This is a genomic window from Arthrobacter sp. FW306-1B-F12A, from assembly GCF_058781865.1.
In genome coordinates this window covers 1-20,862 of the sequence record NZ_JBYSXD010000054.1, presented here as the reverse complement: position 1 = coordinate 20,862, position 20,862 = coordinate 1, and the positions used below count along the sequence as shown (strand labels likewise).

19 protein-coding genes, 1 pseudogene and 1 riboswitch are annotated in these 20,862 nt (G+C 65.4%); of the genes and pseudogenes, 9 read left to right on the top strand and 11 right to left on the bottom strand.

The features are described from left to right. Positions 1 to 67: 67 nt before the first annotated feature. The 4 genes from AC3WJU_RS19485 to AC3WJU_RS19470 all read right to left on the bottom strand — a co-directional run bounded on the left by AC3WJU_RS19485 (position 68) and on the right by AC3WJU_RS19470 (position 4,861). A complete protein-coding gene (locus tag AC3WJU_RS19485; RefSeq protein ID WP_059389848.1) occupies positions 68 to 1,591 on the bottom strand; it encodes a UDP-N-acetylglucosamine 1-carboxyvinyltransferase in 1,524 nt (507 codons plus the stop codon). A 206-nt stretch (positions 1,592 to 1,797) separates the two neighbouring features. Continuing rightward, positions 1,798 to 2,604, bottom strand: a complete 807-nt coding sequence (locus AC3WJU_RS19480; protein ID WP_284991150.1) for an energy-coupling factor transporter transmembrane component T family protein — start codon at positions 2,602 to 2,604, stop codon at positions 1,798 to 1,800. Next, positions 2,601 to 4,232: an ABC transporter ATP-binding protein gene (locus AC3WJU_RS19475; protein WP_492260624.1), complete on the bottom strand. Its 1,632-nt coding sequence runs from the start codon at positions 4,230 to 4,232 to the stop codon at positions 2,601 to 2,603. Before AC3WJU_RS19475 ends, AC3WJU_RS19480 begins: the two co-directional genes overlap by 4 nt. Then, positions 4,232 to 4,861 carry an ECF transporter S component gene (locus tag AC3WJU_RS19470; RefSeq protein WP_236813309.1) on the bottom strand — a complete coding sequence of 210 codons (630 nt, stop codon included), beginning with the start codon at positions 4,859 to 4,861 and terminating at the stop codon, positions 4,232 to 4,234. The genes AC3WJU_RS19475 and AC3WJU_RS19470 overlap by 1 nt, the downstream gene beginning before the upstream one ends. Before the next feature lie 74 nt (positions 4,862 to 4,935). After that, a riboswitch (TPP riboswitch) is annotated at positions 4,936 to 5,072 on the bottom strand. Positions 5,073 to 5,288: 216 nt separating this feature from the next. Here AC3WJU_RS19470 and AC3WJU_RS19465 point away from each other — a divergent pair. Together AC3WJU_RS19465 and AC3WJU_RS19460 are read left to right on the top strand one after the other, a co-directional pair. Then, complete coding sequence (locus tag AC3WJU_RS19465) at positions 5,289 to 6,017, top strand: NUDIX hydrolase (RefSeq protein WP_492260623.1); 729 nt, start codon at positions 5,289 to 5,291, stop codon at positions 6,015 to 6,017. 51 nt (positions 6,018 to 6,068) lie between these two features. Then, positions 6,069 to 6,329, top strand: a complete 261-nt coding sequence (locus AC3WJU_RS19460; protein ID WP_059389844.1) for a DUF4235 domain-containing protein — start codon at positions 6,069 to 6,071, stop codon at positions 6,327 to 6,329. Here the strand turns inward: AC3WJU_RS19460 and mnhG are convergent. The 6 genes from mnhG to AC3WJU_RS19430 are packed head-to-tail and all read right to left on the bottom strand — an operon-like array spanning position 6,326 to position 12,775. Next, positions 6,326 to 6,793 (bottom strand): monovalent cation/H(+) antiporter subunit G, encoded by a 468-nt coding sequence (gene mnhG / locus AC3WJU_RS19455; RefSeq protein WP_492260622.1) that lies wholly within the window; start codon positions 6,791 to 6,793, stop codon positions 6,326 to 6,328. The genes AC3WJU_RS19460 and mnhG overlap by 4 nt on opposite strands. Continuing rightward, positions 6,783 to 7,061, bottom strand: a complete 279-nt coding sequence (locus AC3WJU_RS19450) for an MrpF/PhaF family protein (protein ID WP_059389843.1) — start codon at positions 7,059 to 7,061, stop codon at positions 6,783 to 6,785. Before AC3WJU_RS19450 ends, mnhG begins: the two co-directional genes overlap by 11 nt. Beyond that, positions 7,058 to 7,624 carry a Na+/H+ antiporter subunit E gene (locus AC3WJU_RS19445; protein ID WP_492260621.1) on the bottom strand — a complete coding sequence of 189 codons (567 nt, stop codon included), beginning with the start codon at positions 7,622 to 7,624 and terminating at the stop codon, positions 7,058 to 7,060. Before AC3WJU_RS19445 ends, AC3WJU_RS19450 begins: the two co-directional genes overlap by 4 nt. Further along, positions 7,621 to 9,210, bottom strand: coding sequence for a Na+/H+ antiporter subunit D (locus tag AC3WJU_RS19440; protein ID WP_307054880.1), 1,590 nt, complete (start codon positions 9,208 to 9,210; stop codon positions 7,621 to 7,623). Before AC3WJU_RS19440 ends, AC3WJU_RS19445 begins: the two co-directional genes overlap by 4 nt. Continuing rightward, positions 9,207 to 9,662, bottom strand: coding sequence for a Na(+)/H(+) antiporter subunit C (locus AC3WJU_RS19435; protein ID WP_059389840.1), 456 nt, complete (start codon positions 9,660 to 9,662; stop codon positions 9,207 to 9,209). The genes AC3WJU_RS19440 and AC3WJU_RS19435 overlap by 4 nt, the downstream gene beginning before the upstream one ends. Continuing rightward, on the bottom strand, positions 9,659 to 12,775 hold the full coding sequence (locus tag AC3WJU_RS19430) for a Na+/H+ antiporter subunit A (RefSeq protein ID WP_492260620.1): 3,117 nt from the start codon (positions 12,773 to 12,775) through the stop codon (positions 9,659 to 9,661). Before AC3WJU_RS19430 ends, AC3WJU_RS19435 begins: the two co-directional genes overlap by 4 nt. An 86-nt stretch (positions 12,776 to 12,861) precedes the next feature. Between AC3WJU_RS19430 and AC3WJU_RS19425 the strand changes: the two genes are divergently transcribed. From AC3WJU_RS19425 to AC3WJU_RS19400, 6 genes are all read left to right on the top strand, one after another. Next, positions 12,862 to 14,265, top strand: a complete 1,404-nt coding sequence (locus tag AC3WJU_RS19425) for an MFS transporter (RefSeq protein ID WP_492260619.1) — start codon at positions 12,862 to 12,864, stop codon at positions 14,263 to 14,265. A gap of 68 nt (positions 14,266 to 14,333) precedes the next feature. After that, positions 14,334 to 15,485, top strand: a complete 1,152-nt coding sequence (locus tag AC3WJU_RS19420; RefSeq protein ID WP_492260618.1) for an ROK family transcriptional regulator — start codon at positions 14,334 to 14,336, stop codon at positions 15,483 to 15,485. Between the two features lie 61 nt (positions 15,486 to 15,546). Beyond that, positions 15,547 to 17,070, top strand: a complete 1,524-nt coding sequence (locus AC3WJU_RS19415; RefSeq protein WP_492260617.1) for a glycoside hydrolase family 3 protein — start codon at positions 15,547 to 15,549, stop codon at positions 17,068 to 17,070. Between the two features lie 35 nt (positions 17,071 to 17,105). Continuing rightward, positions 17,106 to 17,891, top strand: a complete 786-nt coding sequence (locus AC3WJU_RS19410) for a glucosamine-6-phosphate deaminase (protein WP_492260616.1) — start codon at positions 17,106 to 17,108, stop codon at positions 17,889 to 17,891. Positions 17,892 to 17,968: 77 nt separating this feature from the next. Beyond that, the gene (locus AC3WJU_RS19405; protein WP_059389838.1) at positions 17,969 to 18,451 is read left to right on the top strand and encodes a cation:proton antiporter regulatory subunit; all 483 of its coding nucleotides are present in this window, start codon (positions 17,969 to 17,971) and stop codon (positions 18,449 to 18,451) included. A 5-nt stretch (positions 18,452 to 18,456) separates the two neighbouring features. Beyond that, on the top strand, positions 18,457 to 19,662 hold the full coding sequence (locus AC3WJU_RS19400; protein WP_059389837.1) for a cation:proton antiporter: 1,206 nt from the start codon (positions 18,457 to 18,459) through the stop codon (positions 19,660 to 19,662). Positions 19,663 to 19,795: 133 nt separating this feature from the next. On the opposite strand, the gene dcd is transcribed toward AC3WJU_RS19400, so the two are convergent. After that, entirely contained in the window at positions 19,796 to 20,371 is a 576-nt protein-coding gene (gene dcd, locus AC3WJU_RS19395) for a dCTP deaminase (RefSeq protein WP_059389836.1), read from the bottom strand. A gap of 148 nt (positions 20,372 to 20,519) precedes the next feature. Between dcd and AC3WJU_RS19390 the strand changes: the two are divergent. Then, a pseudogene (locus AC3WJU_RS19390) lies at positions 20,520 to 20,862 on the top strand (hypothetical protein); the annotation flags it as partial.

The window sequence follows — 20,862 nt, the reverse complement described above, 5'->3', positions numbered from 1 at the left end:
GGATGATCCAGCAGAATGTCCTGCTGGTCAGTCCGAATCGTGGAGATTCCGACGTTCTCCGCCCCCATCAGTCCTGGAAGTACTCGATCTTGGCGCCGATGGTGTTGAGCCGCTCGGCCAGGTCCTCGTATCCGCGCTCAATCACGTAGATGTTGCGCAACTCGGACGTGCCGCGGGCCGCCAGCATGGCCAACAACAGGCAAGCTGCGGGTCGGAGTGCCGGGGGGCATCCGACTTCCGCGCCGCGCCACTTGGTGGGGCCATTGACATAGATGCGGTGCGGATCGAGCAGTTGAACCTGGGCGCCGAGCTTGTTGAGTTCGGTCAGGTAGATGGCCCGGTTTTCGTAGACCCAGTCGTGGATCATGGTCTGGCCTTCGGCGTTGCCGGCGATGACCGCGAAGAACGGCAAGTTGTCGATGTTCAAACCCGGGAACGGCATCGGATGGATCTTGTCCTCCGGAGCGCGCAACCGTGATGGCTTGGTGGTGACATCCACCAGGCGCGTCCGTCCGTTGCGCGCAAAATACTCGCCGGAGATGTCGAGCTGTTGACCCATCTGCTCGAGCGTGGCAAGTTCGATCTCCATGAACTCGATGGGGACCCTGCAGATGGTGACTTCCGAGTTGGTCACGATGCCCGCGGTGATCAGGCTCATGGCCTCGATCGGGTCTTCGGACGGGAAGTACTCAATGTCGACGTCGATCGCCGGGCGCCCAGTGATCTTCAGGGTGGTTGTCCCGATGCCGTCGATGACCACGCCGAGCCCCTGCAGGTAGAAGCAAAGGTCCTGCACCATGTAATTGGGGCTGGCATTGCGGATCACTGTGGTACCGCTGCGGTGTGCGGCGGCCATGATGGCGTTCTCCGTTACGGTGTCACCGCGCTCCGTGAGCACGAAGGTGCGGTGCTCGCCGTCGGCCGGCGGCGCCTGCACGGAATAGAAGCCCGACTTGGCTTCCACGGAGAGTCCGAACTGCCGCAATGCCTGCATGTGCGGTTCCACGGTCCGGGTCCCGAGATCGCAACCGCCGGCGTAGGGCAGCTGGTACGAGGCAGCCTCATCGAGGAGCGGGCCGAGCAGCATGATGACGCTGCGGGTGCGGCGTGCGGCTTCCACGTCCATGGAGGCGAGGTCCAGCGTTTCCGGGCGGCGGATGCGCAGATCGTTGCCGTTCAGCCAGGTGCATTCGACGCCGATGGAGGTCAATACCTCGACAATCCGGTTGACTTCTTCGATCCGGGCGAGCCGTCGCAAGGTGGTGGTGCCGCGGTTGATGAGGCTCGCGCAAAGCAGTGCGACGCCGGCATTCTTACTGCTGTTGACGTCCACCGAGCCGGAGAGCGTACGTCCGCCCTCCACGCGCAGGTGGGTCATCTGCCGTTTGCCGACCTTGACGATGGTTCGCCCGAAGATCGACTCGAGGCGCTCGATCATGCGCAGGCTAAGGTTCTGCTTGCCTTGTTCCATGCGGGCAATGGCGCTTTGGCTGGTGCCCAGTTCCGAGGCGAGCTGTCCCTGTGTCCAGCCCTTTTCGCCGCGGGCGTCGCGAAGGAGGAGACCTACATGTTCGGCAGTCGGTTGCGTCATGATCAATAAATATCACAGATGGTCTAAGAATTGGAGATTCTGCGACGCAACCCGCTGATTCAGCCCGAGAATAGTCGTCTCGTGCGATAACTAAGTCGCAACGGCCGCCGTCGCGTGCCCGGGGCTGCCGGATGGCGGCCCGCCCAATACCCAACTGAGTCGCAGTTGTTGTCGTTTTGAAGCGTCAAAACGACAACAACTGCGAGTCAGTTGGGCTGCTTCAGCCAGACGAAGTGCCAGGTCCCTGCCCATTGGGCCGCGAGTACGGCCGCGGCAGCGATGACCAGCCCGCCGCCCAGAACCCAGACGTCCAGGCGGCTGTAGGTGGATTCGCGCGCCCAGGTCCGCCGTCCGCCGCCGAAGCCGCGCGCCTCCATGGTCACCGCCAAGCGGGACGCCCGTCGAATCGCCTGGACCAACAAGCCGAAGCTTTGGCCAAGCATGGCCTTGAACCGTTGCGGCGGACTTCCGTGCGAGCCGACACCCCGCGCGCGCCGTGCCATGCCGATGGTCTGCCACTCCTCCGCCATGAGTCCCACGAGCCGCAGGGCCGCCAGGGTACCCAAGACAAAACGGTGCGGCAGTTTCGCCTTTTGCGCCAGGGCATCGGCGAGATCGGTGGGATCAGTGCAACTCATCAGGAGAATGGCAGGCAGCGCTATGGCAAGACCCCGCAGCATGAAGCCGAGTCCAAGCTGAAGCGAGCCTTCGCTAATGGACCAGATCCCGACGTCGAGCAGTATCCTTCCGCTGTCGGCCGACAGGATCGCGGTGCTCCAACCTCCGAGCGCGGCCGCGATAATCAAGGGCCAGCCGCGCTGCCAGAGCAAGCGCACGGTGAGCCCCGCGAGGGGGAACAACGCCAATTCGCCGAGGAGCGCGGTCGAGGCTGACACCAAGTCGATGGACAACGCCAACACCAGGGTGATCAGGAAGACCGACACGAACTTGGCCAGCGGATTGGCGCGTGTCAGGAGGGCGTTGTTGCCGCGCAGGGTTAGGGCGTCCCTCATGCCGCACCTGATTCCTGCCGGGTGCCGCCTTGGAATGCAGGCTCGAGCCGCATCTCGGCGCCGCCCAGGACGGAGCTGAATTCCTGGTCGTGGGTCACGGAAACCACGGAGGTGCCGGCGTCGAGCAGTTCGGACAGGAACGACGCAAGCTCAGCCCACGTGTTCGCGTCCTGGCCGAAAGTGGGTTCGTCCAGCACCAGGACGCGGGGGTGCGCGGCGAGCACCGTCGCCACGGATAGCCGCCGTTTTTCGCCCCCGGAGAGCGTGTACGGATTGGCGTCCACGAGATGCCCCAAGCGCAGCCGTTCCAGCAACTCGTCCACCCGTTCCTCGCCATGGCCAAGATGCTTGGGGCCGAACATGAGCTCATCGAGGACGCGGCCGGTGACGAACTGGTGCTCGGGCTCTTGGAACACAGTCCCGATGCGGGAGATCAGCTGCTGGGCCTTCCACTTGAACGGGTCGGGGCCCGCGCCGTCGCTGAGCCCGACGGCGGCAGTCACCGCCCCGGATATCGGCGCCAACAGCCCCGCGAGGGTCAAAGCGAAGGTCGATTTTCCGGCGCCATTGGGACCGGTGATGGTCAGTGCCCGCCCGGCAAACACTTCGGCGTCGAGTCCGGACTGCACAGGACGCGGGGCGATCGTTTTGAACCCCCGGCGCCGTGTCCGTTCGCGGGACACCGCAAGCTCCTGGGTGGCGAGCAGCAACTCGCCCCCATTCCGGGAGCTCCCCGCCCCGGAGTCGGCCGCCGGTCCGGCGCCTGTTCCCGAACGTGGGCGGGTGGCCGGCACGTAACCAGGCACCCAGACGCCCGCAGCAGTGAGCATGTCCCTTGCTTGCGCCAGAACCGTGTCCGGGTCGCCGTCCAGAAGCACCGCCGGCGTCGAACCTCCCGCGGAGGAGGAACTGCCCGGCTGAAGCACCACAATCCGGTCCACGAGGTCTTTCCAGACCGATACCCGGTGTTCCACCACCACCAAGGTGGCGCCGGTCTTGTCCAGGCAGCGGCCCACGGCATCGCGCACTTCCAAGACGCCGGCCGGGTCAAGGTTGGCGGTCGGCTCGTCCAGGAGGATCAAGCCGGGCCGCATTGCCAGTATGCCGGCGAGCGCAAGGCGCTGTTTCTGCCCGCCCGAGAGGGCCGACGTCGGGTGGTCGAGCGAAAAGTTGCCGCTGGCACTGCCACCGGCCCTCCGCAGCAGCCCGACGTCGTCGAGCGCTTCATGGACCCGCTTCCAAATCTCGTCCCGCGGCACGCAAAGGTTCTCGGCGCCGAACGCGACGTCGTCGCCCAGGCGGGAAAGCACCACCTGGGTTTCGGGGTCCTGTTGCATGAGTCCGGCACGGCCCCGCTGGGCCTTCGGGGAAACGCCGTCAACCAGCAACGAGCCGGTCTCGTCGGCGTCGTCGCCTTCCTCGCCCAGCACGCCCGCCAGGGCATGGAGGAACGTCGACTTGCCTGCGCCCGAGGGGCCAAGCAGCAGGACGCGCTCGCCCGGACGGATGTCCAGGTCCAGGGCGTGGATGGCCTGCGTGGTGCGGCCGGCGTGCCGCCAGCCCCAGCCCTGCGCGGAAATGGCGGCGGGTCGCACCACGGCAGAGGTGCCGGAATCAGGACTGGGCATCAGGAAAAGACGGGCTCCGAGGCGGCCTTGCGTGACGCGAACGCGCTCAGGACACCGGTCCTGGCCAGGCCGCGGGTAGCGATCCAGGACAGGGCACCGGCAATGACGGCCCCGGAGATCGTGCAGAACACGATGTACGCGAGCTTGTCGACCGGTTCGTAGGCGATGTTCCAGCCCCACGGCAGGAAGGAGTCGTTCAGGCCGCAGAACAGGCCCGCACCGGCACCGGCCAGCAGGGACACCGGCAGGTTGAACTTCTTGTACATGAAGGCCAGGAAAATGAGTTCCGCACCGAGGCCCTGGAGCAGGCCCGAGATCAGCACCGTGGTGCCGTACTGGGAACCCATGATGAGCTCACTCGTGGCGGCCACTGTTTCGCAGAAAATTGCCGCACCGGGCTTGCGGACGATGAGCATGCCCAAGACTGCCGGAATCATCCAGCCGCCGGCGATCAGGCCGCTCAGGGGCGGGTAGCCGGCGGACATAGGTGTTGCAACCAAAGCCATCTGGTCCCATGCCCAGAAGATCACGCCACCGGCGATCGAGATGAGTGCCGCCACGACGATGTCCACGACGCGCCAGTTGTAACCAGGCTTGGTGAGGCCCGGCCTTGCAGAAATACCAGTCATTTTGTCCTCCTGAGGAACAGGAGGGGAAAGTGTTCCCGGTTGCCTGCGAGCGGCTTCCGCCGCGCCGGTCCGGACACTATGAGAACTCGACTCCCTTGCGCCGGTACTAGCCGGATCAGGTTCGAGGGTCTGCGGCTGTCCGCACTCTCAGCGCCCGTCCTCCGTGCCGCATTGCTGCGTGCCCGACGGCGGCGCTCCCCTGTCGTTATCAATCCACCCTTTTGGGCGTGGTTCAGTTTACACCTTGGCGGGGTTGCGGGCGCTGTGTTGGCGTCCGCGGAACGGTCACAAACACGCGGGGACGACGGATTCTGCTGGATCACTCGCCGGGTGAGCGCAGGCCGGCCCGGAATGGCGCGGGCGGCCGCAGAAACTGGGACAATGATCCAGCAGAATGTGACGCGGCAGAGCGGGCAAAGGAGCGGTCTTGGCAGGCAATGGCGAAGCGAACAGCACCACGGTGGCGGAACCGAGGCTCGCCGCAAGCGTGATCCTGGTCCGGGATGCCGCGGTTCCCGGGGGCTCTCAAGGTGCGGCGCAGGCTTTGGAGGTGTTCGTCCAGCACCGGGTTTCCACGATGGATTTCGCCGCGGGCATGGTGGTCTTCCCCGGGGGCCGGGTGGACCAGGTGGACAGCTCCGGCTGGGACTTCGCGGACGACGTCGTCGAGCAGCACGCCGCTGCATGGCACCGGAGCAGGATCGCCGTCGAGCCTGCCTCCGCCAGGTTCAACGCCGGCCGGGTGCTGGCGGCCGCGCAGCGTGAGGTGTTCGAAGAGGCCGGGCTGAAGCTTGACGCCGCCACCCTCCGCCCGTGGGCCAACTGGGTCACTCCGCAGGACCAGCCCAAGCGCTTCGACACGTACTTCTACCTTGCCTGCCCGGTTTCCGGTGCCGAGCCAAGGCACCAGACCACGGAAGCATCGTCGTCCTTGTGGATGCCCGTCCGCGGAATCCTGGACGCCGAAGACGCCGGAACACTCAAGCTCATGCCGCCCACGCTTGCGCTGCTGGATGAGCTCCTTGCCCTCGGCACAGTGGAAGCGATACTGGCCGAGGGCCGCGACATCGTGCCTGTCCGTCCAAAGCCCGGGGCCTTGGAGGAGTTCTTCCGGCAGAGGCGCCAAGCTCCATCCGTTGCTCCGGAACTGCCCTGAAGTGGGGTTAGGCTGGGGACGGTCCTGTTTCCACCCGCAAGGAGTCCCGGAATGAACCTCCTCATCAAACTGCTCGGCACCGGCGTGAGCATCGGCGCTGGCTTTGTCGGCACCAAGCTCGTCAATGCGCTGTGGGAAAAGTCCACCGGCAAGAAACCTCCCAAGGGTCACGATGACATGGAGGCAAGCCTGCGCTCTGCACTGACCTTCGCCCTGATTTCGGCGACTGTCAGCGCCGTCATCCAGGTTTTCGCAAGCCGCAGTACCCAGCGCGCCATCTCGCGTTTCTCGAAGACGCAGGACATCGTCTAGGCTGACGGCCCGCCGTTGGCGCCGTGAGGGCCTGGGCTCCCGCCGTTCCCGGTGTGGGGAGTTGTCGGGTCGGCTTGGGCTTTCTCCGCTGCCCGTTGACCGGCGGCCCGCAGCACCACGGCCTCGAGTTCGTCGATGCTCAGCAACTCGGGGTGCAGGTGCTTGGTCCGGTAGCCTGCGCGGCCCACCATGTGTGCGGACACCGGCACCGTCAGCAATTGGAAGATCCAAGCGACGGCCAGGATCGGCCACACCCACCATTCGCGCATCTGCAGCCCGATGGCCGCCAAGACGAGGAACAGCCCGAGCACTTGCGGCTTGGTAGCTGCGTGCATGCGGCTCATCAGGTCCGGGAAGCGCAACAGGCCGATCGCCGCGCCCAATGACATCACCGCACCGACGATCAGCAGCACCGCGGTGACGGCATCGATGACGGCATCCGCTCCGGTGGCGTCAGGAGTCATTGACCTGTCCTCTCCGGTCGGCCACGAAGCGCGCCACCGTCACCGATCCGATGAAACCGATCAGCGTCAGCGCGACGAGCAGCACGAGGTTGTTGAGGTGCCTGTTGACGGCCATGTCGATGGCCAGCGCAGCACCCAGTATGGCGAGCAGCACGTCCGAGGCGAGCACCCGGTCCAGCAGGGACGGCCCGACGGCGATCCTGTAGATCGCGCCGGCGGCGGCGAGGCTAAGGATCACCGCCGTGACGATCAGCACGATGTCTTTCACGAGCGAGCTCCCCTCGTTGCAGGCCAGCCTTCGGCCTGGAGTGCGTCCATTTCCGCCTGGGTACCCATGATCCGGATCAGCGAGGCCTCCGTGTCCTGGACTTCCTTGCGCAGCTTGGCGGTGTCCACATCGTTGCGGACATTGAGCCCATGGATATAGAGCGTGGACGTCGAGCGGTCCACCTCCACCACCAAGGAACCCGGAATCAGCGAAATCACGTGCCCTGTTGCGGTCACCATGAGGTCGGAATGGCTACGGAGGGGAACAGCGACGACGGCGTTGGTTACCAAGGGCCCGCGGAAGACCGCGAGGTACATGACCTGGAAGCTCGCGGCCACCACTTTGCCAAGGAACTCGACGGCGAAAGGAATGGCGCGCAGCACGTTGAATCGTCCGCTGAGCTCCACTGGAGGCAAGTAGAAGACCCTGGCTACCACTACGGCGATCAGCGCACCGAATACCAGGTTGCCGGGGCTGAAGTCCCGCCAGAGCGCACCCCACACGACCACCAGCCAGACCAGCAGGGGCAACTCGGTGCGGAACGAAATCCGCTTGCGGCTCACTTGCCAACCCCCTGCAGTGGGGTCGACGCACCCGGCGCAGCGATGCCCGGGACTTTGGCATTCTCGCCGAGCACGGAATGGATATACGCCGTTCGGTCCAGCATCTGTTCCGCGGAGTTGCCGGCCAATTGGAACAGCGGACCGGCGAAGACTGTCAGCGCCACGCCAAAGACCACCAACGCAGCGGTCGGCCCCACCATGGTCCTCGGAAGCAGGCCGACGGCCGCCGTGTCCTTGAGGACGGCGGCCGGGTAGTCAGCGTCCTCGGGCTTCCGCCAGAATGCGCGGTTCCAGACGCGGGCAATGGCCAGCAAGGTCAAGAGGCTCGTGACCACCCCGCCCACCACCAAGGTAATGGCCAGTGGTGTCCCGAGGGCGATGCCTGCCTGCAGGAGTCCGAGCTTCCCCAGGAACCCGGAGAAGGGCGGGATTCCCGCGAGGTTCATGGCCGGAATGAAGAACAAGAGCGCGAGGAGTGGAGACAGCTTTGCGAGCCCACCCAGCCTATCCACCGACGAGCTCCCACCGCGGCGCTCGATCAAGCCGGTCACCAGGAACAGGCTCGTTTGGACAGTGATGTGGTGGGCCACATAGAAGACGGCGGCAGCAAGCCCGGCTACGGAAGACATGGCAAGCCCGAACACCATGTAGCCGATGTGGCTGACCAAGGTGAAGGAGAGTAATCGTTTGATGTCGCTCTGGGCTATGGCACCGAGAATGCCCACGAGCATGGTGAGGAGCGCAACCACCATCAACGGGGTGTTCAAGGTATCGCCCGGGAAGAGCAGGGTCTCCGTGCGGACCATGGCGTAGACGCCCACCTTGGTGAGCAGACCGGCGAACACGGCAGTGACCGGTGCCGGTGCGGTCGGGTACGAGTCAGGCAGCCAGAAGGACAGCGGGAACACGGCGGCCTTGATGCCGAAGGCCACGAGCAGCATGACGTGGAGCAGGTTCCTGGTGCCCGGATCTAATTCGGCCAGCTTGATGGCGAGATCCGCCATGGTGATGGTTCCGGTGGCTCCGTAGATCATCGCAATGGCGATCAGGAACAACACCGATGACACGACGGAAACCACCACGTAGGTGACCCCTGCGCGGATGCGCGGACCGGTACCGCCCAGTGTCATGAGCACGTAGCTCGCCGTCAGCAGGATCTCGAAGCCGACGTACAGGTTGAAGAGATCACCGGTGAGGAAGGCGTTCGAGACACCGGCCACCAGGATCAGGTAGGTCGGGTGGAAGATCGACACCGGTGCCTCACGGTCGCCGTCGGCCATGCCCTGGCCGGTGGCGTAGATCAGCACCGCGAGGCTGATGACGGAGGAGACCACCAACATGAGCGAGGAGAACTGGTCCACCACCATCACCACGCCAAACGGCGGCTGCCAGCCGCCCAAGGTGACGGATGCTGTGCCTGTGGTCCATACCGAGGCAAGGAGCCAGCATTCCAGGAGCAACGTGAGGGACAACAAAGCGATGCTGACCGCGCGTTGGGCCAGCGGGTTCCTGTTCAGGGCGAACGTCAGTGCGGCACCGAGGATGGGAAGTACGACGGCGAGCGGCGCCAGGCTGGCGATGTTCACAGGGGGCCTCCTTCCTTGGCTGCTTCGGTGACTGCCGTAACCGGGAATTCGGAAGTTTCCTCGGGAACCACCGAGTCGTCTTCGGCGTCAAAGCTGGGTGTCTTCGCGACGCGCCTGTCTTCGGCGTCGTCCTGGATGTCGTCCTGCCGTGCCAATGCCCAGGTCCGGTAGATGATGCCGAGCATGAATGCCGTCACCGCGAAGGAAATCACGATCGACGTCAGGATCAACGCTTGCGGCAAAGGATCGTTGTAGTCGCGCGGATCCGTCGATTTGTTGAACAGCGGGGCAAGTCCGGCATAGCCACCCGTCGCGAGGATCAGCAGGTTGGTGGCGTTTGCCAGGAGCATGAGCCCCAGGAGAACGCGGGTCAAGCTGCGTTCCAGGATCAAATAGATCCCACAGGCGTAGAGCACTCCCATGACGATCAACAAGGTCAAGTTGACGCTCATGGGGTCCCCTTCCCGAGCGAGGTTGTTGCCGACTGCGCCGTGGTTGCGGCCGTTGGTGCGGAGGTGGGAACTTCCAATCGGGCATCCCCTGAATCCCGGACGTCTCCGCTGGCGGTCTCTTCGAAGTGTTCGTCGATCTCGGCTCCCAGGCTCCGCAGCACGTCCAGGGCCAGGCCTACGACCACGAGGTACACGCCGATGTCGAAGATCGTGGAGGTCACGAACTTGATGTCCCCGAACAACGGTAGCCAGAACTCGATGATGGCGCTTTGGAACACCTGGCCGCCCAGAAGCAACGGTACGAAGCCCGCTGCGGCCGCCGTCGCAAGGCCGGTTCCCAGCAGCATGCCGGCGCTGATCGGTGCGGCTTCCCGCAACTCGAACCGTCCGCCGGCCAAGTAACGGATGGTCAGGGCAAGCCCGGCCGTGAGTCCGCCGGCGAAGCCGCCACCCGGAAGATTGTGTCCCGCCAACAACAGGTACACGGAGAAAACGATCATCGAGTGGAAAATCAGCCGCGTGACCACTTCGAAGATGATGGAACGCCGTTCCGGTGCAAGGGTTCGGCCGGCCACGAGCCAGGGGTCCGTCAGGGAGCCCGCGAACTTGCGGACGAGTGCCAGTGAGGCGTCGTCGCGCGAACTGCCCCCGGCGGCGGCGCGCCTTCCCACCGTGCCCTCGGGAATGGTGGCGGCCTTGTTGAGGCGCTCGCCCCTGCTGCGGACAAAAATCAAGCTCGCGACGCCGGTGGCAGCGACCGCCAGCACCGAGATCTCGCCGAAGGTGTCCCACGCCCGGATGTCCACCAGCGTCACGTTGACCACGTTGAGTCCGCCGCCGCCTTCATAGGCCAGCCGGGGGAACGAAAGCGACACAGGCTCGGCGATGCGGGCGCCCATCGCGTAGATCGCCACGAAGATCATGGTGACCGCGAACGCCACGCCAATGATGACGCGAACCACCCGGTACTTGCCGCCGGTGCGGTCACGGAGCTCCGGAGGGAGGCTGCGCATCGCCAGCACGAAGGCCACCAGGATGATGGTCTCCACCAGCATTTGCGTCAATGCGAGGTCCGGGGCTCCCTGCAACGCGAACATGAGTGCGATGCCGTAGCCGGTGACCGACACCATCAGCACGGCGAGGAAGCGCTTATTGGCACGGACGGCCGCGAGAGCGCCAACAACGATTCCTGCCGCGGCGATGAGCTGGAGCGGGGAATTCGGGTCGATCACATAGAGCCCGCCCGGGAGCGGCTTGTTGGCCACGATGAGTGCCGTCAAGGGGACAGCGAAAGCCACCGTGAGGATCACCGCAAGGTAGAAGTACAGGGAACCGCGCTGCGTGCGCCCCGTGACCCACACGGCGACGTCGTCCAGGGCTCCGATGGAGCGCTGGTACGCGCGGTCGCCGTCCACCCAGTCCGGGATACGGCCCTGCGCTCGCGACACGACGTTCCGGCCGTAGAACATCGCGACGCCGGCCGCGAACGTCCCGGCGGTCAGTCCCAAGGCGGGCGTCAGACCGTGCCACAGCGCGAGGTGGCTGGCGCTGGCTGCGTTTGTTCCGGCAGCGTTTGTTCCGACTGCGTTGGTTCCGGCAGCGGGTTCCACAAAAAGCGCCGCATACGGCTGGATCCAGCCGTCAACGGGATCCGGCCACAGGCCGTACACGATGGTGAGGAAGCTCAAGATGGCCGGAGCCGCCAGGAACGATGGCTGGATGGCCTTGAAGGGCGTCCGTTCCACGCCCGGCTTGGTGGCGAACGCACCCCACATGAAGCGGGCACTGTAAGCGAATGTGAGGATGGACCCCAGCACCAAGCCGACTAGCAGGACCAGCCCCCACGGTTGGGAAGCAGGGCCAGTACCGGAGTGATCTGTGCCGTAGTGGACGAACGCTTCGAACACGGATTCCTTGGCCACGAAACCCGCCAGCGGAGGTATGCCGGCCATGGACGCGGCAGCGATGCCCGCCACGATGGCGAGCGCCCTTGAGGACTTGTATACGCCGGAGAGCTTGCGGATATCGCGCGTGCCGGATTGGTGGTCGATGATGCCCACCACCAGGAACAACGCGGCCTTGAAGAGTCCGTGCGCCAGCAACAGCGCGAGGCCGGCCAGTGCGGCGTCGGGCCGGCCGAGACCCACCACCATGGTGAGGAAGCCGAGCTGGCTGACGGTTCCATAGGCAAGGATGAGTTTGACGTCGGTCTGCCGGAGCGCCCGGTAGCCGCCTACCAGCATCGTCGCCAGGCCGAGCCCGAGCACCAGCGGCAACCAGTAGGGGCTTTGGCTGAATCCCGGAGCCAGGCGGGCCACGATGTAGATGCCGGCCTTCACCATGGCCGCTGCGTGCAAGTAAGCGCTCACCGGGGTGGGCGCGGCCATGGCGCCCGGGAGCCAGAAGTGGAAGGGGACCAGCGCCGATTTGGTAATCGCACCTACCAGGATGAGTACGACGGCGGCGGCAACCGCACCTTGCGCAGGTCCCGTGACGAGGGTGGCCGCTTGGGTCATGATCGCCGAAATCCGGTATGTTCCGGAGGCCTGGCCCAGAATGATGAGGCCCACGAGCATGGCCAGGCCCCCGGCGGTGGTGACCATGAGCGCCTGCAAAGCCGAGCGCCGCGCGGATAGTCGGGTCCGCGCATAACCGATCAGCAGGTAGGACAGGACGGTGGTGAGTTCCCAGAAGATGAACATCATCAGGAGGTCGTCCGCCGTCACCAGGCCGAACATCGCGCCGGCGAAGGCAAGCAACTGGGCCCCGAATCCGCCGAGGTCGGCATCCTTGTTCTTGAAGTACCGGGCGCAATAGACCAGGACCAACGCGCCGACCCCCAGGACCAGCAAGGACATCACCCACGCCAGGACGTCCATGCGGAAGGCGAATTCAAGCTTGAGGTTCGGAATCCATGGGAGGGTCTCTTCGATGAAGCCGCCCGTGGCGGCTCCGCCTTTTCCGGGATAGATCCGGTCGTACTGCAGGAGCAGCCAGACAAAGGCGAGGGCGGGAACTGCTGCAAGGACGTAGAAGGCATTCCGTTGAAGTTTCCGGAAGATCCAGGGCGCCACAGTTGCCGCTGCAAAGGTCACGGCAAGAACTGTGATCACTGGAATCTCCGCAAAGTCAGGAATAAGTTGTCAAAAGTTGGAGCAGGCGGTCAAGCGTTGGGTTCGGTGCAGGTAGTTTATCAACCATGAACATGGCAACTGCGCCTGAGGCCCCGCACCCGTCATCCGAGCTTGCTTCGGGGCCTGCCCTGTCGAACAAGGGCCAAATCCTTGCGTGGGCATCCTGGGACTGGGGTTCCGCGGCATTCAATGCCGTCATGACCACCTTCGTGTTCACCGTCTACCTGACGTCCAAGGCATTTGGCGGGGAAGACTCGGCGTCGGCGACGTTGGGTGCCGCGCTGGCGATTGCCGGCGTCGCGATTGCGCTCCTGGCACCGGTCACCGGTCAGCGCTCCGACTCCGGTGGCCGCAGGAAACTGTGGCTGGCGGTCAACACCGCCCTCGTGGCTGTCCTCACGGGCTCGTGCTTCTTCGTTTTCCCCAAGCCCGAGTTCCTGCTGCTGGGCGTCACGTTGGTTGCGCTCGGAAATGTGTTTTTCGAGTTCGCCGGTGTCAATTACAACGCCATGCTGGCACAGATCTCCACCCCTGCCAATATCGGCAAAGTGAGCGGCTTCGGTTGGGGAATGGGGTATCTGGGCGGGATTATCGCGCTGCTCGCGGTGCTGCAGCTTTTCGTCCAGCCGTCTTTTGAATGGTTCGGGGCCTCCACCCAGGACAGCCTGAATATCAGGCTCGTGGCTGTCTTTTCCGCGCTCTGGTTCTTCATCTTCGCGCTACCGGTCCTCTTCGCCGTGCCGGAGCTCTCCGTCAAGAAAGCGGAATCCCGGCTCGGGTTCCTGGCCTCTTATGGTTTGCTCGTCCGCCGGATCAAGGCCATCTATCGAACCAGCCCGCACACCATCTACTTCCTGCTCGCGAGCGCCATCTTCCGCGACGGCCTGGCGGCGGTCTTCACCTTCGGAGGGGTCATTGCTGCCGGGACTTTTGGATTCGAGCTCAAACAAGTCATCTTCTTCGCGATTTTCGGCAATGTGGTGGCCGCCGTTGGCGCCATGATCGGCGGATTCCTGGACGACAGGATCGGGCCCAAGTCCGTCATCGTCATTTCCCTCATGGGACTCCTGGTCGCCGGCACCGTCATCCTGGTGCTTGGCAACGGCGACTACGTATTCTTCGGGACCCATTGGGCAGGCAGCACCACTTTCTGGGTGTTCGGACTGTTCCTGTGCCTCTTCGTGGGACCGGCGCAAGCTTCCTCCCGCGCCTACCTCGCGAGGCTGGCGCCCGACGGCGAATCCGGCGAGCTGTTCGGGCTCTACGCCACCACCGGCCGGGCCGTGAGCTTCCTGGCGCCGGCACTTTTCACCCTGTGCATCACCTTGGCCACGCCCCTGGTTGCCCCTGGCGCGGCCCAACGCTGGGGGATCCTGGGCATCATGGTGGTGCTCCTGGCCGGCTTGCTGGTGATCTTGCCCGTCAGGGCACCCGACAAGACCGAAATCGCCACAGTTCCGCTGAGCTGACAGCTGGGGCTCACGCAATCTGCCACAAACCCTTGATCTTTGATTGTTAGTAGAGTTTACTAACTCACATGGAAGCCCTTCGTGACCGCCAGCGCACCGATCGAGCAAGCGCAGCGACCCTGCCTTCGGACGGGCGCGCCCACAATCTCTCCTTGGTGCGCCAAACGCTCCACTCTGCAGGGGCGATGAGCCGTGCGGAACTTTCCCGGGTCCTGGGCCTGACCCGTGTCACGGTATCGGACCTCGTCTCGGACCTCCTCGAACGCGGCCACGTCGTGGAACTGGGACAGTCCGATGAAGTCCGCCCCGGCAAGCCGGCCATCCTGGTAGACATCAACCGCCGGGGCCTCCAAGTGATCGGCATGGACTTGGCGGAAAATTCCGTGCTGCGTGCCGCCGTCCTGGACCTTGACGGCAACATCCTCGAAAGGGTCGAGCGGTCCATCTCCGAGGAGACCGGCCCGGACGTCGTCAACGAGGTCCTCGAACTCGCTTCGGAAGCCGTCGGCCGGGCCACCGCCACGCTGCTCGGGATCGGCGTCGGGACCCCCGGCATCGTCAATGCGGGCGGCGAGGTCACCACGGCCCCCAACTTCGGATGGACGGACATCGCCCTGCGCGATCTCCTCCAGGAGCGGACCGGCCTTCCGACCCTCGTTTCCAACGATGCCGACGCCGCAGTCCATGCGGACCACACTTTCGGCGGCGGCAGCGACGACGAAATCCTCGTGAAGATCGGCCGCGGTGTCGGTTCAGGACTCATCGTGGGCGGCAGGCGTGCCCGGGGCGCCCACTCCGCGGCTGGCGAAATCGGCCACGTCACAGTCGGCACCGACGGCGGGACCGTGTGCAAGTGCGGTAAAACAGGCTGCCTCGAAACCTGGATGTCAGTCCCCAGCCTCGAACGTGCCCTGGCCGAAGCGGCGGCGAGCTCCGAACCGGAGGCCGCGGCCGCCGTCGTACTCCGGGAAGCGGGCGAGCGGCTCGCCATCGCCCTCGCGCCCGTGGTTGGCGCCCTCGATTTGGGCGAAGTGGTCCTCAGCGGACCCCGGGAGCTTTTGGAAGGCCCCCTTCTCAACGCCGTCCAGCAGACCCTGCTTGAGCGGCTCTTGCACCAGGACCCTTCACCGGTGTCCGTCCGTCTCGCGGCAGACGCACAGGACATCGTCCTGCGCGGAGCCGCCGTGATGGTCCTGTGGAACCAGCTTGGTGTGGCCTGAGTGCCGCCCCGCCGTTTCCAACCCTGACTACAGACCAAGCATCCCTTCGAAGGAGCCGGACATGGACACGATTCAGTCCCCCGCTACTCAGTCTCTTGCCACCGGGCCAGCCCGCGCCCACCTCCGCCGTCTCGCGGCAGGCACACTCATGCCCGGATTTACCGGCATCGCGGTCCCCGTCTGGATCCTTGAAGCGTACGACGCCGGGTTGGCGGCTGTGTGCCTCTACGGCACCAACGTGGCGTCCCCCGTCCAGTTGCGCGAGCTCTGCGCCGGGCTCCGCGCACATTCCCCGAACACGCTCATCGCCGTCGATGAAGAGGGCGGCGATGTCACGAGGCTGCACTACCTCACGGGATCGACGCAGCCCGGGAACGCGGTGCTCGGGCGTCTGGACGACGTCGAACTGACCGCCGCCAGCGCCAGCGCCATCGGCCACGAGCTCGCAGGCCTGGGCATCAACTTGAACCTGGCCCCGGATGCCGACGTCAATTCCGCTCCGGACAATCCCGTGATCGGCGTGCGTAGCTTCGGGGCCGAACCGGGCCTGGTGGCACGGCATACCGCCGCCTGGATCCGTGGACTCGAAGACGCCGGTGTTGCGTCCTGTGCCAAGCACTTCCCGGGCCACGGCGACACCACCACCGACTCCCATCTGGCGCTCCCCCGGGTCACGGCCGACGCCGCCACCTTGGACGCACGCGAACTGGTCCCGTTCCGCGCGCTCGTCGCGGCTCGCGGGGCCACCGTCATGACGAGCCATATCCTGGTCGAAGCCCTGGACCCGGACCACCCCGCCACGTTCTCCCCGCGCATCCTGCAGGACCTGCTGCGCCGTGATATGGGGTTCGAGGGCGTCATCATCACGGACGCCCTGGACATGGCCGGCGCGTCCGCCCAGACCGGCATTCCGGAAGCAGCCGTCCGCGCACTGATCGCCGGGGCGGACCTGCTGTGCCTTGGTTCGGAGACCGGACCGGCCCTCTTCGAACAGACGATCACCGCGATCGCCGATGCCGTTGGCGACGGGCGGCTGCCCATGGAACGTCTGGCAGACGCTGTTGCCCGCACGCAAGCACTGTCCTCGCGGTTCCCCGCCGCGGGTGCCGCGGAAATCCAGGAAGCCGCCATCAGGGGCCAGCTCGGCCTGCCCGGCCAGCCGCAGCATGCCGGGGTGCCTGCCGAGCCGAAGGCGCTCGACGGGGAGCGCATCGCCGAGGCCTTCGAGGTGTCTGAAGCCGCCGAAAGGTGGCTGGCGCGGGAGGAACCCGTAGCGATCGTGCAGGTCGAAACCGGGTCCAATTTCGCGGTCGGCCGCGTGCCGTGGGGCCCTGCCGCCACAACTTCGGCAGTGGTCCGCGAAGGCGAGGTGCCCGACGGCGCGCGGGTCGCCGTCGTCGGGCGCGGCTTGGATGCCGAACACCCGCTGTGGACCGTCTTCGCCCGCTTGAGGGCCGAGGGGCACGCGGTGATCGCCGTCGAGTGCGGCTGGCCGCGCGGCGGGGCGGACATCGTAACCTATGGTGCGTCGCTCACGGTGTCCCAGGCCCTGACGGCGCTGCTGAACGGCACTGCCAAAGCCTGACCGCACCACGCCCAATCCATCGACAGAAAGTTGCCATGGAAGTCATTGTCACGCCCACTCCGGAATCGGCTGCTTCGGCCGCCGCCCAAGCCGTCCTCTCAGGACTCCCTGCGGGCGCGGGACCAGTACTGGGACTGGCCACCGGTTCGTCTCCGCTGGGACTGTATGCGGAGCTCGCAGCCGCGGCCGCTGCGGGACGCGTGGATTTCTCGGCCGCCAAGGGATTCGCCTTGGACGAATATGTGGGCCTTCCGGCTGGACATGTCCAGTCCTACCGCGAGGTCCTGATCCGCGAGGTCTGCGAAGTCATCGGGCTTCCCATGGCCGGGCTGAATGTCCCCGACGATAGCGGCGCCACCCAGGCCGAGCTCGAAGCGGGAGCGGCTGCCTACGACGCCGCCATAGCTGTCGCCGGCGGGGTCGACGTGCAGATCCTCGGCATCGGCGCCAACGGCCATGTGGGCTTCAATGAGCCCGGATCCTCGCTGTCCTCGCGGACCCGTTTGAAGCGGCTCACGGCCCGCACGAGGCTGGACAACGCCCGCTTCTTCGAGCACGACGGCGACGTCCCGACCCACTGCATCACCCAAGGATTGGGGACCGTGCTGGAGGCGCGCCGGCTGGTGCTCATCGCCACCGGCGCCGCGAAGGCCGCCGCGGTCGCTGCCGCCGTCGAGGGCCCGCTGACGGCGTCGTGCCCGGGTTCGATCCTGCAATGGCATGCCGACGCCGTGGTGGTTCTCGACGAGGCGGCAGCGTCCGGATTGGCTAACCGCGAGTACTACGACGACGCCGCGCGCGGCCTGGCTTTGGCCCCCTAGAAAGGCGCGGGCCGCTTTGCGCGACGGCCCCGAGTGGCATCATTCCGCCGCCCCTTCAAGAGGGCTAGGGTGGACGTATGAACGTGGATGAGACAGAACTTCCAGGCCTCGGGGTCCGCAAGGATTTCATCACGGCCTCGGGACGCCGGATCGGTGTTGTCGAGATGCGGGAGGGTGAGACCGAGCTTTTCGTCTCCACGTGGGACGATCCCGATACCTGCCAGGCATCCATCCCGTTGACCGCAGACGAAGCCGCCGCCCTGGGCAACCTCCTGGGCGGTCAGCACATCGCCATGCGTTTGGCCGAAGCCCACAAGGAAATCCCCGGCATTGTCACGCGGCAGTTCTCCATCACCGCTGACTCCCCTTTCAACAACCAGCCCATGGGCAAAGCCCAGATCCGCACCCGCAGTGGTGTCTCGATCGTGGCGATCATGCGCGAAGGCGAAGTGGTTCCCTCACCGGCTCCCGACGTCGTCCTTCACACGGGTGATCTGCTGGTGGCTGTCGGTACGCAGGAAGGTCTTGACTCTGCGGCTGCCATTCTGCGCAACGGCTGACGTTCATGGACCCCCTGGCCCTGACCCTCATTGAGCTGGGCGCAGTCGTTTTCTGTCTCGGCCTCTTGGCTCGCTTGGCCGGCAGGATCGGCATGTCCCCCATTCCGCTCTATCTGGTGGGGGGACTGGCGTTCGGGGCGGGTGGACTGATCAAACTGGATGGCATGCACGAGTTCGCCCATCTTTCCGGCGAAATCGGTGTCATCCTGCTCCTGTTGATGCTCGGCTTGGAATATACGGCGGCGGAACTCGTCACGGGGCTGAGGCGCTCGTGGCAAGCCGGTGTGCTGGACCTGGTGTTGAACTTTCTTCCGGGTGCCGGCATCGCCGTGTGGCTCGGTTGGGGGCTTGTCGGGGCGATCGTCATGGGCGGTGTCACCTATATTTCTTCCTCCGGCATCGCCGCGAAGGTGATCACGGACCTCGGCCGGATCGGTAACCGTGAGACGCCGGTGGTGCTGGCCATCTTGGTTTTCGAAGACCTCACCATGGCCATCTACCTTCCGATCCTGACGGCGATCCTCGCAGGCGTGGGCTTCCTGGGCGGGCTCCAGACGGTGGGTATTGCGCTGGCCGTGGTCACCTTGGTGCTGGTGGTGGCCCTCAAACACGGCCACCGGGTATCCCAGGCCGTGCACAGCGAAAACTCCGAAGTCTTCCTGCTCAATCTCCTCGGAGCCGCGCTCTTGGTGGCCGGCATCGCGTCCGCCCTCCAGGTCTCCGCGGCCGTGGGGGCGTTCATGCTGGGCATTGCGATTTCGGGGGCAACGGCCCACAACGCGACGCGGATCCTTGAACCGCTCCGGGATCTCTTCGCGGCCATCTTCTTCGTAGCCTTCGGCCTCAACACGGACCCGTCCAGCATCCCGCCGGTCCTGGGCTGGGCGCTGCTCCTTGCACTCGCGACAGCCGTGACCAAGGTACTGACCGGATTCTGGGCGGCAAAGCGGGCAGGGATCGCCGTTCCCGGCCGTTTCCGCGCAGGAGCCGCCCTGATTGCCCGCGGTGAATTCTCCATTGTCATCGCAGGCCTGGCCGTGGCGTCGGGAGTCGTACCGCGCGAGCTTGCCGCCCTCGCTACCGCGTATGTGCTGCTCATGGCCATCATCGGACCGCTCGCAGCCCGCTTCGTGGAGCCGACGGTCAAGGCCTTCCGCAAGTCCTCACGCAAACCGAAGGCCTCCGAGCCTATTGCGTCCTTCGAAGCGTGAGCATCGGCCGTTCCCCGACGCCCGCTCACTTTTGGGGCGTTTCCTTTGGACGCTCGCTCACATGATGAGCGAGCGTCTCCGCTATTGCCCGCATATCTGAGCGAGCGTCTTGGAAAACCCAAGCAGGCAGGGGCTAGACCGTCGTCCGGTGGAAGTTCAAGTGGCTGCGGCTCGCGGTGGGGCCGCGCTGGCCTTGGTAACGGTTGCCGTATCCGCCGGAACCATAGGGATGCTCAGCCGCCGAGGAGAGCCGGAAGAAGCACAACTGGCCGATCTTCATGCCGGGCCACAGCTTGATGGGCAACGTGGCAACGTTGGACAGCTCCAAGGTCACATGGCCTGAGAACCCGGGGTCGATGAAGCCGGCCGTGGAGTGCGTCAGGAGGCCGAGGCGCCCCAGCGAAGACTTTCCTTCAAGGCGTGCGGCGACGTCGTCCGGCAGGCTCACGGTCTCGTACGTTGAACCGAGCACGAACTCGCCCGGGTGCAGGATGAAGGGTTCGTCGCCCTCCACCTCAACCAGGCGGGTCAGCTCAGGCTGCTCCTCGGAGGGGTCGATGTGCGCGTATTTGTGGTTGTCGAACAGCCGGAAGAAGCGGTCAATCCTCACATCCACCGAGGACGGCTGAACCATCGCGGGGTCGTAGGGCTCCAGGACGATACGTCGGGAGTCGATTTCGGCACGTATGTCGCGGTCAGAGATCAGCACAGGATCAAAAGTACCGTATCCACCCCGTACCCCGTGGTGCCGGAGTGGCGCATGGGACTATAGTGCACCACATAGACTGCCGTTACCGCTGTTGTATTTGGGAACGGTGGCACGATGCGAATCTGGGGAAACATTGAGACGAATTGCGGTGCCCGTTGCCGTAGTGGTGGCCTGCCTTCTCACGGTGATGGCCCCTGCCTCCGGACCGCGAACCGTCCCGGCCCTGCCCTCCGGAACTGCCGCCCCTTCCATCTCAAACACCACCGCAAGCGCTGAAAGTACGACGACGGCGTCCGCACCGCCGTCGGGATCCGGCCTTTCACAGGCCGCACCTGCGCCGGGGTCACCAACTGCCACCCCCGCAGCACCAGCAGCGGCCGCCCCCGCCCAAGCGGCACCCGCTGCTGCGGGCACCGCGTCAACGGTCCAAGCCGCGGCCACGCCCGCGCAGGCAAGCCCCCCCCGTCGCCCCAGGCAACGGCACGTCACCC

Bases quoted from the DNA above. Each gene is read 5' to 3' on its own strand.
- AC3WJU_RS19485 (WP_059389848.1), bottom strand. From the start codon at position 1,591: ATGACGCAACCGACTGCCGAACATGTAGGTCTCCTCCTTCGCGACGCC.
- AC3WJU_RS19480 (WP_284991150.1), bottom strand. From the start codon at position 2,604: ATGAGGGACGCCCTAACCCTGCGCGGCAACAACGCCCTCCTGACACGC.
- AC3WJU_RS19475 (WP_492260624.1), bottom strand. From the start codon at position 4,232: ATGCCCAGTCCTGATTCCGGCACCTCTGCCGTGGTGCGACCCGCCGCC.
- AC3WJU_RS19470 (WP_236813309.1), bottom strand. From the start codon at position 4,861: ATGACTGGTATTTCTGCAAGGCCGGGCCTCACCAAGCCTGGTTACAAC.
- AC3WJU_RS19460 (WP_059389844.1), top strand. From the start codon at position 6,069: ATGAACCTCCTCATCAAACTGCTCGGCACCGGCGTGAGCATCGGCGCT.
- mnhG (WP_492260622.1), bottom strand. From the start codon at position 6,793: ATGACTCCTGACGCCACCGGAGCGGATGCCGTCATCGATGCCGTCACC.
- AC3WJU_RS19435 (WP_059389840.1), bottom strand. From the start codon at position 9,662: ATGAGCGTCAACTTGACCTTGTTGATCGTCATGGGAGTGCTCTACGCC.
- AC3WJU_RS19425 (WP_492260619.1), top strand. From the start codon at position 12,862: ATGAACATGGCAACTGCGCCTGAGGCCCCGCACCCGTCATCCGAGCTT.
- AC3WJU_RS19420 (WP_492260618.1), top strand. From the start codon at position 14,334: ATGGAAGCCCTTCGTGACCGCCAGCGCACCGATCGAGCAAGCGCAGCG.
- AC3WJU_RS19415 (WP_492260617.1), top strand. From the start codon at position 15,547: ATGGACACGATTCAGTCCCCCGCTACTCAGTCTCTTGCCACCGGGCCA.
- AC3WJU_RS19410 (WP_492260616.1), top strand. From the start codon at position 17,106: ATGGAAGTCATTGTCACGCCCACTCCGGAATCGGCTGCTTCGGCCGCC.
- AC3WJU_RS19405 (WP_059389838.1), top strand. From the start codon at position 17,969: ATGAACGTGGATGAGACAGAACTTCCAGGCCTCGGGGTCCGCAAGGAT.
- AC3WJU_RS19400 (WP_059389837.1), top strand. From the start codon at position 18,457: ATGGACCCCCTGGCCCTGACCCTCATTGAGCTGGGCGCAGTCGTTTTC.